Raw genomic sequence first — 14,746 nt, forward strand, 5'->3', positions numbered from 1 at the left:
GCATAATTTATGCCTTTAGCGTAACCAATACATAAAACAAAATCCTCTTCGACGCTGATAATAGCTACAATAGCTATTTATGGAAAGGTATAACAGATGAAACAGCAATTTGACTTAGCCGGACATCCGCATGTTGCGTTATGTGATCTGCTTAAACTGACCGGGCTGGCAGAAAGTGGCGGCAGAGCCAAACAATTGATTGCCGAAGGTAAAGTACTGCGCAATCAGCAGCCGGAAACCCGTAAAACCGCGAAAATCATTGCCGGAGACAGTATCCGGCTGGGTGACAGTGAAATCAATGTCATTAATAGTGAGTTATGAGCGCACCGGAATTATTAACTCCGCCAGTACCACCGGAAGACTGGGAATGCTGCAATAGTGACTGTGGCGATGCCTGTGTCTGGCAAATTTATTACCGCGAAAAAGCTGCATATGAAGCGATGCAGGCACAGTTGTCCACATCATCTTCTAATAACGAAAAAAGCTCATGAGTATTGATTTACATTGTCATTCCACGGTTTCTGATGGCGCACTGACGCCAGCCGAAGTTGTTCTGCGTGCTTCTGCTAATGGTTGCACATTGCTGGCATTAACAGACCATGACCATACCGGAGGTCTGGCCACCGCGCATGCACAGGCCAAGCAGTCAGGAATCACTTTGATTAATGGGGTGGAAATCTCAGTAAGCTGGCGCGGACGCACTATACATATTGTCGGTCTGAATATATCTCCGGAAGATGAAGTATTACAAACTTTACTCGGACGTCTTCGCAGCGGCCGTTTACAGCGTCTACAGGCCATTGCCGATAAGCTGGCTAAAAAAGGAATTAGTGATGCTTATGAAGGTACACTGGCACTTACTACGAATATAGATATGGTGACACGTACGCATATTGCTGATTTTTTAGTCCGGTCCGGCCATGTAAATAAAAAAGCTGATGCATTTCGCAAATATCTTGGTGACGGTAAATCCTGTAGTGTTAAACATCACTGGGCAGAACTGGCTGAGGTTGTTGCCGCTATCCGGCATGCCGGCGGGATTGCGGTTATTGCGCATCCAATGCGCTATGAGCTGTCTGCTACTGCACGCCGCAATCTGTTCAGTGATTTTAAGGCTTGTGGTGGCGAAGCGATTGAAGTGCATAGTGGGCGTTCTAATCTGAACGATAGACTGAACTATGCCTTACTGGCACAACAATTCGATTTTTTAGCCAGCTGTGGCAGTGATTTTCATCGTGATGGTGATTTTGGTGGTGGCCTGCTCGGCTGCTGTCCTGAACTACCACCTATCTGTAAACCAGTGTGGGATCATTTAGCTGATTAACCGCATTATCTCTGATAGATTTTAAATCAAACAAGGTATTTCAAGTTTGTTTCAGTCATAAACCAATCACAAAATGTTGGATTATAATATGCCAAAATCATATAAAAATTCAGATAATAAGAATTAAACAGTAAATCAAATTTTTATTGCCTGTACAGTAATAGCCAGTATGACCGGGAAAGTAAAATATATACGGAAATCCGCTAAAAAAATAATATTAAAATGTCTATCAATTTTGCTGAAAAACCGTACAGTCTTATTACTTACCAGATATGCGTGCTTACTTCGCTATTAATATTAATAAATAATTGGCCTATTACAGATAAATTTATTTTATTTATATATTACTAATAGTGTTGCTTAATAGGCATTATCATTCCAATAAAATGTAAAATATATCTACATATACAATACTTTAATAGCAAATTATCTACAAAATAAAATAAGATTTAAAAATAAATAAAATAACAGTATTAGACTTACCTTATTTTAAATTTGTGTTTTCCTATCGATTTCTTTTTTAACAAAAAATTATTAATCGCTTTTCTGAACTTATTCAAGTCAATATAAAGGAAATAAAAATGAGCACTCAGATCTCTGATATTCAATCAGAGGCGTTAAACTTTATCCGCCCCCTGAACAGACTGGAAAGTGGTATGGCAAATTTGCATACTAATTTTTCAGGAACAACACAATTTACTTTAATTCTGGAGGTTGAAGGTAAACTGGAACCGAGCAGAGTAGAGCAGGCTTTACAAATCATTCAAAAGCAATATGAGGCACTGGCCTCCAAAATTCTTCTACAGGAAAGTCAATGGCATCTGGTTAAATCCTCTTTATCTTTTCCCATAATATTCACCGTCATTACCGTACCGGAATTACCCTCAAATGATGTCCGCTGTTTTGATGAATTACTGGAAAGAGAGGTAAATGATCCGTTAGATATCCATCAGCAATTATGCAGATTGACCATGCTGAGTCAGGATAATTTTAATCGCCACTTACTGATACTGACACTGGCTCACGTCATTGCAGACGCCACAGCCGGTCTGAAGATTTTTTCTGAAATATTACGTCTGTCTGCACAAAATTTTTCTGATAAAACTATTGGCCGAAATATATCCCTGGAAAATTCAGGTTTTAGTTCTGCAAATAAAACAGGACACAGTTATTCTGATTATCAACAAGCTGTAAAAATGTGGAGTAATCCTGCCAGAGAAATCCAAACAGCAAGCTATACGGCCATAATTGAAGCAGAAACTGTTAAAAAATTAAGCTCTATAGCAAGCAGACATAATCTGACCATGAATTCATTATTGACTGCCCTGATTCAGCAGACCAATACAGATTTTTTTAAGCTGGATTCATTTCCCATATTAACTGCGATTAACTGTCATCCTATACTCAACATAGAAGACAGCTTTACCTGCTTAATTCAGCAGGCAATAACTACTATTTCCGGAGATATTTACACCAGTGCACAGCAAATTAAACAAGATATTCTGGATGCCAAAGCAACAGTTGCAGCAAATAAAATGCTATCACCGATAACGTTACAAAATCTGCAAAAAGATTTGGTTTTTATCTATACCAATAATGGCCGGATTAACAAAATAACCGTACCGCCAAACTTCAAGCTGCATAACTTTCGTACCGGAGCCAATATAAACAGCGGCACGCTGACTGCTACCTTTCATCTGGCTTTCCTTAATGGCTGCCTGATACTTTGCCTTTCTTATTACACCAAAATATTACAACGTAAAATTATCAGCCAGTTGATGGAAAGAATTGCCAGACAGCTAACAAATTTCGCCATAAAAGAGTATTGAGCATTTAAAAATCAATAAATTAAATACTCAAAATATAGCTGCGATTGCTGCATTTGTCTTGGAAAATCCTTGTTTTAAAGATAATGAGTACACCTATATTTCAGATATATCAGCATTTTCTAACAAGGAAATCAGGCATTTCTGGCTGATTTTTATGCTTGCACATCAGTCAGCGCCACTATCGATATATTAAGTTTGATAGTGGCGCTTTCCGGTTAATAATTTTATTTATACATACAAATATACTATCCATACTGGCATACAAATAAAATTCATTAGAATATCAATATAAATCAGATTTTTACACTCATAATATTTATTCTGCACAGCTTTTCTGGTCTCATATTCAGACTACCAGACTGGTAATTAAGAATCTGACAATTGATTTATTGCTGCAATCCCGTTATGTTAGCCGAATACATGCGCTTATTAATTCAGAGGATAGAGTATGAAATCTCGTGCCGCAGTTGCCTTTGCTCCCGGAGAAGCATTACAAATTGTTGAAGTAGACGTTGCACCGCCCAAGGCTGGTGAAGTACTGGTAAAAGTTACCCATACCGGTGTTTGCCATACTGATGCATTTACTCTGTCGGGCGATGATCCTGAAGGTGTATTTCCGGTTATTCTGGGGCACGAAGGTGCCGGTATTGTGGTAGAAGTCGGTGAAGGCGTCACTTCTGTCAAACCCGGTGATCATGTTATTCCCTTGTATACCGCTGAATGCGGAAAGTGTTTGTTTTGCCGTTCGGGTAAAACAAACCTGTGTACCGCAGTAAGAGCAACACAGGGTAAGGGGCTGATGCCTGACGGCACAACACGTTTTTCCTATCAGGGAAAACCAATTTACCATTATATGGGTTGTTCAACTTTCAGCGAATATACCGTTGTGGCAGAGGTATCTCTGGCTAAAATCAATCCTGAAGCCAGACATGATCAGGTTTGTCTGCTAGGCTGCGGAGTCACTACCGGTATTGGTGCAGTACACAATACAGCTAAAGTACAGGCAGGTGATACTGTTGCCGTATTCGGGCTGGGTGGTATCGGGCTGGCTGTAGTACAGGGTGCACGACAGGCCGGAGCCGGACGAATTATTGCTGTTGATACCAATCCGGCTAAATTTGCCCTTGCCAGACATTTTGGTGCCACAGAATGTATTAATCCGAACGATTATCAGGAACCTATACAACAGGTAATTATTGGTCTGACTGAATGGGGCGTAGATCACAGTTTTGAGTGTATCGGTAATGTAGAAGTGATGCGTGCTGCTTTGGAATGCGCTCATCGGGGCTGGGGACAAAGCATTATTATCGGTGTCGCCGGTGCCGGTCAGGAAATAGCCACACGCCCTTTTCAGCTAGTTACCGGACGGGTATGGAAAGGATCTGCTTTCGGTGGGGTTAAAGGACGCTCACAACTGCCGCAGATGGTGGAAGAAGCCATGCAGGGTAAAATCGAGTTGACACCATTTATTACTCATACATTGCCGCTGACTGATATTAATCAGGCATTCGAGCTGATGCATACCGGCGAATCAATTCGTACAGTCATTTATTATTAATAATATGCGTATGTGCATACACATTATTAATGTAATTGCCGGTATTTCATCATGTTATAAACTCAATACGGATCCTTTAAAATGGCTGAAATAACTCTGCTGACCACTCATAAACTGTTTAACGGCGAACAACGACGTTACCGGCATTACAGTCACTACAATCAATGTGACATGACATTTTCTGTCTATCTTCCGTCACGTGCCTTACAAGGTTACCGGCTGCCTGTGCTGTATTGTCTGGGCGGGCTCACCTGTACTGATGAAAATTTTTCGGTGAAAAGTGGTGCACAGCGTTTTGCTGCTGAATGGGGTATTGTTCTGGTTATGCCGGATACCAGTCCGCGCGGTACTGATGTAGCTGATGCTGATGTTTACAATCTGGGACAGGGTGCCGGTTTTTATCTTAATGCTACCCGGCAGCCGTGGGCTCAGCATTACCAGATGTATGATTATGTGGTCACAGAACTGCCCGAACTTATCGAAAAACATTTTTCGGTTAATGAACAGCGTAGTTTATGCGGCCACAGTATGGGCGGTCATGGTGCGCTGATGATTGCCCTGAAAAACCCTCAGCGCTACGTTGCTGTATCGGCATTTGCTCCTATCGCCCATCCGGTAGCCGGAGCATGGGGTCAGACAGCATTCTCAACCTATCTGGGAGCCAATCAGCAAGACTGGGCTGCATATGACAGTACTGAACTGATCAGCCGGTATCCGTTTTCATTACCAGTTCTTATCGATCAGGGAAGCGTGGATGAATACTATCCTGAGCAATTAAATCCACAGGATTTCGTTCAGGCAGCCAAAGCCAAAGCCAAAGGCATTAACATTCGGTATCAGCTGCGTGAAAACTATGATCACAGCTATTATTTTGTCAGTACATTTATAGAAAGCCACATCAGCTTTCATGCCGAAGCATTCGGACTATAAATCACCAGACCGGTAAATTAACAGCTAAGCTTCAATCACGGATTCGCGCGCAAACGTTTTTTCGCAGTAATGACAGCATAAACGGGTTTCGCCATGACTCACCCGAACAGAAAAATGGCTCTTTACCGGTTCTCCATGGCTGGCACAATTGCTGTTCGGACAACGAAACACTTCACTGATACTTTCCGGCAAAGTCAGTGTACGTTTGCGTACTACCCGAAAATTTTCAATATCATTAACTGTAGCCTGCGGCGCGAACAAAGCCAAGCGGTTAGCCGCAGCATCATCAAGATACTGACCGGAAATTTTAATAATATCCTTGCTGCCGGTGGATTTACTGCTCAGATTAAACCCTACCGTAACCGCATCACCGGAATGCAGCAATTTAAACTGGCGCAAAATAGTCAGCCCCTGCCCTACCGGGATGTGATCAATCACAGTACCATCTTTTATTGCCTCAACACTCAGTCTGGTCTGATTCATCATTGTTTATCCTTTTGCTACAACTATATCAATATGTTCATTCAGAATCGCCGCCAGAATAGCCTGCCGCGCATACATACCATTATTGGCCTGCTGAAAATAATAAGCATGAATACTGTCATCGACATCTGCATGGATTTCATCCACACGCGGTAAAGGATGCAAAATACGCATATTCGGTTTAGCCTGCCCGAGCATAGCCGCACACAAATTAAAATGACCACTGATTCTGGCAAACTCCTGTTCATCGAACCGCTCACGCTGAATACGCGTCATATACAGAATATCTGCCCAGGCCAATGCTTCTTCGAAACTGCCGGAAGTCCGGTAATGTACGCCATTATCATCCAGCTGCTCACAGATATAAGCAGGCATTGCCAGAGTTGGCGGAGACACAAAAATAAATTCACACCCCCAGCGACTGAGAGCCTGCGCCAGTGAATGTACAGTACGGCCGTATTTCAAATCACCAACTAAAGCAATTTTAAGATTTTGTAAATGCCCCTGCGTTTCATAAATGGTGACTAAATCCAGCAATGTCTGCGACGGGTGCTGATTCGTACCGTCTCCTGCATTGATAACAGGCACCCGGGCAAACTCACTGACTACCCGGGCTGCACCATCTTTCGGATGACGCATTACAATTGCATCTGCATAATTACTGATAATTCTGGCGGTATCAGCAAGCGTTTCTCCCTTCTTGGCACTGGTATTGGCACCATCAGCAAAACCAATAACTTTACCGCCCAGCCGCTGGATAGCAGTTTCAAATGACAAACGGGTTCGTGTAGACGGTTCAAAAAAACACGAACCAATTAAACGTCCGTCTAATAAATCAGCCTGAGGCTGCTGTTTTAACTGTAAAGCGAGCGCCAGCAAAAATTCCAGCTGCGCAGTAGATAAATCATTAATAGAAATGAAATGTTGCCGATACAGCGGATTAGCCATAATTTAACCTTCAGCATTTATCAATAGGCACAAAAAAACCCGTCTTCAAACGGGTAAAATCTTACGGAAATTAGCTGTACTGATGTAATACCTGTTCCAGATAATCTTGAACATCTGCTGCCAGTATCTGCATCACGCTATTATCCCCGTAATAATAAATTAATATAAATTATCGCATAAACAGCGCAATGATAAAAGCTGACCAAATTGAGTTACAATCAGCATTTCATTGCCTTTTTTATTTCTGCTTACATTGATTTACCATCAACTGGCACTGAATGTGCCCCTGTATTCACTGCTTACCTATGCCCATACCACAGCCCTGCCCGCCGGTACACGGGTAGCAGTACGCTTCCGCAAACGTCTGGTGGCCGCCATAGTATGGGAAAGTAATGTAGAACCGGAAATTGATATCAGCAAAATACGACCAATAGAATCAGTGCTTTCTGATGACTGGCAATTGCCTGAAGACTGGCGCACATTACTCAGTTTTACTGCCCGCTATTATCACTATCCCCTCGGGCAGGCAGTAATGGCGGCGTTGCCAAAAGGACTGCGTCAGCCTGAAGTCGTGCAACTACCCCGACCGGAAGTGATTTACACGTTAAATGCTCTGGGGCGTGAACAGCCTCCTCCACCGGCACGCTTTCACAAACAAAATGCATTATGGCAACATCTGCAAACAATATCTGCTACATTACAACAACTTAAGACCATACATTCTCAGGCTGCACATTATCTTAATCAGTGGCAGCTACAAGGCTGGATACAGACTACTTCAGTTCCGGCCTGCGGCAGCATTCCGGAAAGCCGGTATCAGCTTAATCAGCAACAACTGCTTGCCAGTACAACAGTACAGAATAAATTCGGCCAGTTTGCTCCGTTTCTGTTATATGGCATTACAGGCAGCGGCAAAACAGAAGTTTATTTCGACATCATGGCCAAAATATTGCAGCAGGGCAAACAGGTTTTATTTCTGCTGCCCGAAATCAATCTGACTCCGCAATTATTGCAGCGTGTGCGCCAGCGATTTCCACATACTATTACTGCTCTGCTGCACAGTCAGACTGCTGCCGGACAACGGACAACCAGTTATCTTCAGGCTGCACTCGGACAGACAGCTTTAATCATTGGCACCCGACTGGCTGTTTTCACTCCCATGCATAATCTGGGATTAATTGTAGTCGATGAAGAACATGATTACTCATTTAAGCAGGAAAGCGAACTGCGTTATCAGGCACGGGATCTGGCTGTGTGGCGTGCGCAGCAGGCAGGATGTCCTATTGTACTGGGCAGTGCCACTCCGTCTCTGGAAAGCTGGTATAAAGCCCAGCAAAAAGATTATCAACTACTGCAATTAAGCGAACGCGCCCATATCAGTGCTCAATTACCGCAAATTCATCTGGTAGATATTCGCCGGTTACCACTAGATAATGGTTTGAGCGATATTATCAAACAAAAATTACAGACCAATTTTACCAATGGTGGCTTAAGTATGGTCTATCTGAACCGTCGCGGCTTTGCTCCGGCTTTATTCTGCGCCGCCTGCGGGCATACTTTCGGCTGCCCTAACTGCTCGGCCAAGATGGTTTTACATCAGCATGCCGGTCAGCTGCGCTGTCATCACTGTGATTTTCACCAGCGTATTCCACATTGTTGCCCGGAATGCGGTAATCAGGATTTAACGGCTGTCGGACAAGGAACACAACGCATTGAAGAAAACCTGCAATATCTGTTACCTAAGGCACGTATTCTGCGGGTAGACCGCGACAGCACCGCCCACCGGCAGGATTGGTCAGATATTTACAGTAAAATCATTAACCGGCAGGTAGATATTCTGATCGGCACCCAGATGCTGGCCAAAGGTCATGATTTTCCGCAATTGAATCTGGTTGTTGTTTTAAATGCAGATAACAGTCTTTACAGTGCGGACTTTCGCGCACCAGAACGCTTGTTTGCCGAATTGATGCAAGTAAGCGGCCGTGCCGGCAGAGCAGAATGCAGTGGCGAAGTCTGGGTACAAACCAGACAACCCGAACACAAAGTTTATCAGGCATTGGCTGCACAAAATTATGTTACCTTTGCAACAGCAGAACTGACGGAAAGACAGGAACTGGGCATGCCACCTTTCAGCTATATGGCAGCTATTCGTGCTGACGCCAGAACCATGCGTGAAGCACAGGAACTCCTGCGACAGGCATTACAGGGTATCGGACAGCAACAGTCTTTACCGCCCAGTGTCAGTATTTTCGGACCAGTACCAATGTTAATGGCACGGCTGGCCGGTTATGAACGGGCACAGGTCTTTCTGGAAAGTCATAACCGGCGCGAATTACATCACAGCATTACAATATGGCAAAGCTGGCTATTGCATCTGGAAAAAACCAGCCCGCACACACGCTGGCTGATCGATGTAGATCCGCTGGAAATGTAATTATGATGCCATTCGAATTATAAGCATACATTCATTCATTTTTACCCTATCTGTAACAAAAACTGGTCATCAGCCAGATTGGCAGATGACCAGTAATCAGATTTAACTGATAACTTATTCGCGTCCACGCAGACTATGCCAAACACGTGAAAGTAATGGTTTTTGTTTTTTCTGGCGAGTAACTTCATTGCCATCATAACCTACTTGAGATTCCTTAGGGAAAGCACCAAAAGGTTCCACAGCATAATTTTCCAGCTTATAGCCGGCATCCAGAGCTTCCTGATAGTACTGGTCAAACAGCTCAACCAGATCTTTACGCGGATGAGGCAGAATATCACTATCAAACCAATGTTTCTGACCAGCTGCAGACAAACGCGGGATTGAATACTTATGACTAAATTGGGTACCCATATCCGAATAATGCAAAATTTTCATCTGCTCGATCGGCATACCTTCACCATCGACACAATTCCATGCAGCTGTATAAGCCTGTACCCATTCAGGATGCTCTTTAAACTTAGCCATCATTTTCTTATGCGAATCAGGGTCAGCACGCAGCGTAGCCTGTTCCGGCAATTTAGCTTTAGCTTTCGCACAATCCCAGACACAAGTACACAAGCGGGTAAAGCGTTTGCCCTTGGCATGATCATGCACTTCCTTGGCAGCAACAATTGCTTCACCTTCAATAGGATGCTCCCAAAGTTCGGCTAAATCAGCCAGAATAATCATATCTGCATCCATATAAATAGCCCGGCCTTCATAATTGCAGGCAGCAGGAATACCCCAGCGGAAACCTGAAAACGGTGTTGCCCATTTTTCAGTATGCCAGCCGGCACCAGACTGCGGATCAGAGTACCAGGGGCTTTCCGGGTCATGACTTAACTGCATCCAGATAATTTCCACTGGCCGCGATGTATGTTTATGGATGCTGTAATCCACCACCATCATCTGTTCCAGATCACAGTTATTCGGGTCACAACCCACAAAGACCTTAATTACATCGTTGCTCATGCATATACTCCCGATTTGCTTACGTTATAAAGATAATTGTAATCTTACCGCAAAAATACCAGTAAAAATGATAATATTAATCAAGTAATATTTGATATGAGACAAATAATTCCAATCAAATTTATAAATATCAGACTGGTAGATACCTATTATCAAGTATTAATTCGTTTTAATATGGCAAGTTAACAGATTAGCCGACAATATCTGCCACACTCTTAAAAATATAATAAGACTCAAGTAATTTATCCATATCATAAATATAACTCACAGCCATTACTTCATCCGGCTGTAAGCGCAGGCGATATTCCTCCAGCTGCTGACGAATAGTATCAGGAGCACCCAGTAATGTGCAGGCAGTAAAGTTACGCACATAAGTTTCCTCCTCAGCAGTCCATAAACCGTGCATATGAGGTACTGGTGGCTGTAACGGCGCCCGGCTATTGCGAACCAGTCCCAATACCGATTGAAACTGCGTAGTTTGCAGGTAACGAGCCTCTTCATCCGTTGCCGCGGCAACAACATTTAAACACAGCATAAAAAAGGGCTTACTCAGCTGAGCAGAAGGCTGAAAACGTTCCCGGTAAATCGCTGCGGCCTCTTCCAGAAAACGCGGTGCAAAATGTGCAGCAAAAACGTATGGCAGTCCCATTTTGGCCGCCAGATAAGCACTATCCGTACTGGAGCCCAGTATATAGAGCGGAATATGTGTACCAATACCCGGATAGGCCTTTACTATTCCCTGACAATTCTCATCGCCCAGATAACGTTGCAACTGCACCACATCATCAGCAAACTGTAATGAAACATCATTTAAATGCCGACGCAAAGCTGCAGCTGTTACCCTGTCAGTACCGGGTGCACGCCCCAGTCCCAAATCAAGCCGGTGCGGATAAATGGTTGCTAAAGTGCCATACTGTTCTGCAACCATTAACGGACTGTGATTAGGCAGCATTACTCCGCCGCTGCCTACCCTTATCTTGTGGGTATGAGCCAGTGTATGACCAATTAATACCTGAGTGGCAGAGCTGACAACCATCGGCATATTATGATGTTCTGCGATCCAGTAACGCACAAAACCTGACTGTTCAGCAGCCTGTGCCAGACGCAACATATCCTGTATAGCCGCCGCAGTACCTTTATCCCGACGTGGTACCAGATTCAGTATAGAAACAGGAATAGCCATAAATTCCTCACATTGAAGAAAAACAGATATAAATTAAATTCGTCCTATGCGCAGAAAACGAATACTCTGCCCGCGTATAAAAAACCGCTGCATAAATTATACAGCGGCCTATACACAATCATGATACAGGCTTATTCCGGCAGTAACTCAATTTTACTCGGATCTCTTCCCTGCTGTTTGAGTGACACCACAGAGGTAAACAGCATATCGCTGGAAGAATTCAAAACTGTTTCAGCTGAGTCCTGAATTTCACTGATAACGAACCCGATTGCTACCACCTGAGCGGATATAGCCGGATCAATACCAAACATACTGCATGCTACCGGAATCAGTAGCAGCGAACCGCCGGGCACACCGGAAGCACCAAGAGCACATACCGTTGCCAGAATACTTAGCAACAATGTCTGAATAAAGCTCACATCCAGACCTAAAGTATGCACAGTAGCCATTGTCATCGTCGTAATCGTGATAGCCGCTCCATTCATACTCATTGTCACACCCAGAGGAATAGACAGCGAATAAATTTCTTCCGGCAATTGCATACGCTGAGCCAGACGGATATTTACCGGAATATTTGCTGCTGAACTACGGGTAAAAAACGCTGTAATTCCACTATAACGCAAACAGGTAAACACCAGCGGATATGGATTTTTACGAAAATTCAAAAATACAATCAGCGGATTAATCACCAGTGCCACAAACACCATCAGACCCAGTAATACACCAATCAGCTCAAGATAATTCTTCAGCTTAGCCAAACCATCACTCGTAAAGTGAGAAGCAACCAAACCAAGTACACCATAAGGAGCAATTGCCACAACAAGGCGAACCACCCAGATAGTGGCATCCGACCAGTTTTTAATCACCGATTTCGTTGCCTCACTACTCTGGCGTAATGCAATACCCAATGCTGTTGACCATGCCAGAATACTCAGAAAATTACCGGTTGCCAGTGCATCAACCGGATTATCTACAAACTTGAGCACAATATTCATAAGAATTTCTGCCACACCTTCCGGCGGTTTTTCAGATATCGGCGGTACATCCATTACCAGCTGTAGCGGATATAAAAAACTTACCGTAGAAGCCAGTACAGCAGAAATCAGAACAGTAACAGCATATAACCAGGCTACTGACTTAATACTGGAAACATTATCAAATTTATTATTAACAATAGAAGATATGACTAATACAAAAACCAGTATCGGAGCAGCTGCACGTAAAGCCTGAATAAATACCTTACCCAGAAATTCCAGTTTCACCCCGTACTGCGGTAAAAATGCCGCAATAAACGCGCCGATAATCATACATATCAGCATGCGTACAATCAGATTACTCTTAAATAATACCCATAAAAGCTTCTTCATTCACAATCCTTGGTTATCGCCGGATTCAAACACATTTAAAAACAGATACAAAATATCATCAGAACTGACAATAAATCCGTGAGCAGCAAATTATCTCTCATCAGAAAATCTGTTTTAATCCGTCTTTTCAACACCATTAAACCTTAACAGAAAACCATTTCAGTTTACCTAGCAGATAATAAGTTTAGCATTAAAACGAACACAAACAGCGAATAATCAATAAAACCGCGAAAAACAGTTAAAATCAATCAGCAATTTATTATTCTTAATCAATGGAATCAAACTATACAAAAATCTAAAATGCTATACTCCCACACCAGTAAACGCCCAGACAAAATATGCCATGGACACAGCTTCACAAAACTACATACTATGCATGAAATGGGGGCAAAAATATGATGCTGAATACATCAACCGCCTCTATAACATGGTGCAACGCCACTTAACGCTACCATTTACCATGATTTGCCTGACAGATGATGCTAAAGGCATCAATCCGGCTGTTCAGTGTTATCCGCTGATACCTCTGGATCTGCCTCAGGGTCTGCCTGAACGTGGCTGGAACAAACTGACAACATTCAGTGCAGATTTATATGGTTTACACGGTACAGCTTTATTTCTTGACATAGACATAGTCATAATCGATAACATAGACTGCTTCTTCACACATCCTTCCAGCCGTCAGGACGAAGTATGGATTATTCGTGACTGGAAAAAACCGTGGCGAAAAGTCGGCAATAGCTCAGTATACCGATTTCAGATTGGTGCATTACCAGATTTAATGAACTATTTTCGCGAGCATTTCCAGACTATCCGTCAGCAATTTCGTCATGAACAGGCATTTTTATCATGGTATGTGCGCGAAAATCATAAACTAAGTTACTGGCCTGAAAACTGGTGTCTGAGCTATAAATATGACGTATTAAAAAAAATGCCTTATGCGCTATGGCAGCCACCGGAAAAGCCGGATTACGGCAAAATTATTATCTTTCATGGCGAAGTTAATCCTCCGGATGCCATCAGGGGAGGCGGAGGAAAATGGTACCGTAAAGTTTTACCAGCTCCATGGTTAAAAAATTATTGGCAATAAAATTACTATTATGAAAATCGTACAAGCACACAGTAAATTCTTCATCATTGGCAATGCTGACGAACAAAATTCTATTGCCGGATTAATTCATGAAGACGATATCGTAGTCCGCTTTAATACCCCCAATCCAAACTGTACACTTATGGCCGACTGGGTATTTATTGCCAATGGCTACACACAAATCAGACATCTGAATATTGATCATCAGTTTTTTAAACCTGACACACAAATATTTTTCCGATATACCACAAAAGATATTTGTCTGGGACGATATCAGAATATTCCTTTACATAAACGGATAAAATATATTTGGCGCTTTCCTAAATGGATTAAACACTCTCATCTGGATCAATATCAAATAAACACGATACCTACAGATACTTATCAGCACTGTGCCAATACACTGGGTTTTCGCCAACCAAGCACTGGTTTACTGGCCATTGATTACATTTGTCAGCATTATCCGGAAAAACAAATTTATATACATAATTTCACCAGTGAAGGCTGGACGGGGCATAACTGGGATGATGAAAAAAAACTAATTTATAAGTGGATTACCGAAGGTAAAATAACTGCTATCTGAATAGAA

General features: G+C 42.8%; 14 protein-coding genes. 9 read left to right on the forward strand and 5 right to left on the reverse strand.

What is annotated here, in order from left to right:
* Nucleotides 1-96 precede the first annotated feature (96 nt).
* The 6 genes from GYX91_RS09925 (at nt 97) to fghA (ending at nt 5,641) form a co-directional block, all read left to right on the forward strand.
* The gene (locus GYX91_RS09925; RefSeq protein WP_174830728.1) at nt 97-321 is read left to right on the forward strand and encodes an RNA-binding S4 domain-containing protein; all 225 of its coding nucleotides are present in this window, start codon (nt 97-99) and stop codon (nt 319-321) included.
* Nucleotides 318-491, forward strand: coding sequence for an oxidoreductase-like domain-containing protein (locus tag GYX91_RS09930; protein WP_078475480.1), 174 nt, complete (start codon nt 318-320; stop codon nt 489-491). Before GYX91_RS09925 ends, GYX91_RS09930 begins: the two co-directional genes overlap by 4 nt.
* Nucleotides 488-1,324, forward strand: a complete 837-nt coding sequence (locus tag GYX91_RS09935; protein WP_174830729.1) for a PHP domain-containing protein — start codon at nt 488-490, stop codon at nt 1,322-1,324. The genes GYX91_RS09930 and GYX91_RS09935 overlap by 4 nt, the downstream gene beginning before the upstream one ends.
* Before the next feature lie 581 nt (nt 1,325-1,905).
* On the forward strand, nt 1,906-3,153 hold the full coding sequence (locus tag GYX91_RS09940; RefSeq protein ID WP_174830730.1) for a condensation domain-containing protein: 1,248 nt from the start codon (nt 1,906-1,908) through the stop codon (nt 3,151-3,153).
* A 448-nt stretch (nt 3,154-3,601) separates the two neighbouring features.
* On the forward strand, nt 3,602-4,711 hold the full coding sequence (locus GYX91_RS09945) for an S-(hydroxymethyl)glutathione dehydrogenase/class III alcohol dehydrogenase (RefSeq protein ID WP_174830731.1): 1,110 nt from the start codon (nt 3,602-3,604) through the stop codon (nt 4,709-4,711).
* A gap of 90 nt (nt 4,712-4,801) precedes the next feature.
* Nucleotides 4,802-5,641 carry an S-formylglutathione hydrolase gene (fghA, locus tag GYX91_RS09950; RefSeq protein ID WP_174830781.1) on the forward strand — a complete coding sequence of 280 codons (840 nt, stop codon included), beginning with the start codon at nt 4,802-4,804 and terminating at the stop codon, nt 5,639-5,641.
* Between the two features lie 24 nt (nt 5,642-5,665).
* Here fghA and pyrI read toward each other — a convergent pair whose 3' ends face one another.
* Together pyrI and pyrB are read right to left on the reverse strand one after the other, a co-directional pair.
* Nucleotides 5,666-6,124, reverse strand: coding sequence for an aspartate carbamoyltransferase regulatory subunit (gene pyrI / locus GYX91_RS09955; RefSeq protein WP_025331648.1), 459 nt, complete (start codon nt 6,122-6,124; stop codon nt 5,666-5,668).
* A gap of 6 nt (nt 6,125-6,130) precedes the next feature.
* Nucleotides 6,131-7,072 (reverse strand): aspartate carbamoyltransferase, encoded by a 942-nt coding sequence (gene pyrB, locus GYX91_RS09960; RefSeq protein WP_174830732.1) that lies wholly within the window; start codon nt 7,070-7,072, stop codon nt 6,131-6,133.
* A 253-nt stretch (nt 7,073-7,325) separates the two neighbouring features.
* Between pyrB and GYX91_RS09965 the strand changes: the two genes are divergently transcribed.
* Nucleotides 7,326-9,506 (forward strand): primosomal protein N', encoded by a 2,181-nt coding sequence (locus tag GYX91_RS09965; RefSeq protein WP_174830782.1) that lies wholly within the window; start codon nt 7,326-7,328, stop codon nt 9,504-9,506.
* 114 nt (nt 9,507-9,620) lie between these two features.
* On the opposite strand, the gene GYX91_RS09970 is transcribed toward GYX91_RS09965, so the two are convergent.
* From GYX91_RS09970 to sstT, 3 genes are all read right to left on the reverse strand, one after another.
* Nucleotides 9,621-10,517, reverse strand: coding sequence for a glycosyl transferase (locus GYX91_RS09970; protein WP_084586922.1), 897 nt, complete (start codon nt 10,515-10,517; stop codon nt 9,621-9,623).
* A gap of 190 nt (nt 10,518-10,707) precedes the next feature.
* Nucleotides 10,708-11,700, reverse strand: a complete 993-nt coding sequence (locus GYX91_RS09975) for an LLM class flavin-dependent oxidoreductase (protein WP_174830733.1) — start codon at nt 11,698-11,700, stop codon at nt 10,708-10,710.
* A 131-nt stretch (nt 11,701-11,831) separates the two neighbouring features.
* Nucleotides 11,832-13,067: a serine/threonine transporter SstT gene (sstT, locus tag GYX91_RS09980; RefSeq protein WP_041880555.1), complete on the reverse strand. Its 1,236-nt coding sequence runs from the start codon at nt 13,065-13,067 to the stop codon at nt 11,832-11,834.
* Between the two features lie 343 nt (nt 13,068-13,410).
* On the opposite strand from sstT, the gene GYX91_RS09985 reads away from it, so the two are divergent.
* Nucleotides 13,411-14,157 carry a glycosyltransferase gene (locus GYX91_RS09985; RefSeq protein ID WP_084585214.1) on the forward strand — a complete coding sequence of 249 codons (747 nt, stop codon included), beginning with the start codon at nt 13,411-13,413 and terminating at the stop codon, nt 14,155-14,157.
* A 10-nt stretch (nt 14,158-14,167) separates the two neighbouring features.
* A complete protein-coding gene (locus GYX91_RS09990) occupies nt 14,168-14,740 on the forward strand; it encodes a hypothetical protein (RefSeq protein ID WP_025331655.1) in 573 nt (190 codons plus the stop codon).
* Nucleotides 14,741-14,746 lie beyond the last annotated feature (6 nt).

The sequence above is a fragment of the Snodgrassella sp. ESL0304 genome (genome assembly GCF_013344995.1).
In the GTDB taxonomy this organism is placed as follows: domain Bacteria; phylum Pseudomonadota; class Gammaproteobacteria; order Burkholderiales; family Neisseriaceae; genus Snodgrassella; species Snodgrassella alvi.

What these genes read in the sequence shown, in the direction of transcription:
- GYX91_RS09925 (WP_174830728.1), top strand. Translation starts at nt 97, where the DNA reads ATGAAACAGCAATTTGACTTAGCCGGACATCCGCATGTTGCGTTATGT.
- GYX91_RS09990 (WP_025331655.1), top strand. Translation starts at nt 14,168, where the DNA reads ATGAAAATCGTACAAGCACACAGTAAATTCTTCATCATTGGCAATGCT.
- GYX91_RS09970 (WP_084586922.1), bottom strand. Translation starts at nt 10,517, where the DNA reads ATGAGCAACGATGTAATTAAGGTCTTTGTGGGTTGTGACCCGAATAAC.
- sstT (WP_041880555.1), bottom strand. Translation starts at nt 13,067, where the DNA reads ATGAAGAAGCTTTTATGGGTATTATTTAAGAGTAATCTGATTGTACGC.
- GYX91_RS09975 (WP_174830733.1), bottom strand. Translation starts at nt 11,700, where the DNA reads ATGGCTATTCCTGTTTCTATACTGAATCTGGTACCACGTCGGGATAAA.
- GYX91_RS09930 (WP_078475480.1), top strand. Translation starts at nt 318, where the DNA reads ATGAGCGCACCGGAATTATTAACTCCGCCAGTACCACCGGAAGACTGG.
- pyrB (WP_174830732.1), bottom strand. Translation starts at nt 7,072, where the DNA reads ATGGCTAATCCGCTGTATCGGCAACATTTCATTTCTATTAATGATTTA.
- pyrI (WP_025331648.1), bottom strand. Translation starts at nt 6,124, where the DNA reads ATGAATCAGACCAGACTGAGTGTTGAGGCAATAAAAGATGGTACTGTG.
- GYX91_RS09945 (WP_174830731.1), top strand. Translation starts at nt 3,602, where the DNA reads ATGAAATCTCGTGCCGCAGTTGCCTTTGCTCCCGGAGAAGCATTACAA.
- GYX91_RS09940 (WP_174830730.1), top strand. Translation starts at nt 1,906, where the DNA reads ATGAGCACTCAGATCTCTGATATTCAATCAGAGGCGTTAAACTTTATC.
- GYX91_RS09985 (WP_084585214.1), top strand. Translation starts at nt 13,411, where the DNA reads ATGGACACAGCTTCACAAAACTACATACTATGCATGAAATGGGGGCAA.
- GYX91_RS09935 (WP_174830729.1), top strand. Translation starts at nt 488, where the DNA reads ATGAGTATTGATTTACATTGTCATTCCACGGTTTCTGATGGCGCACTG.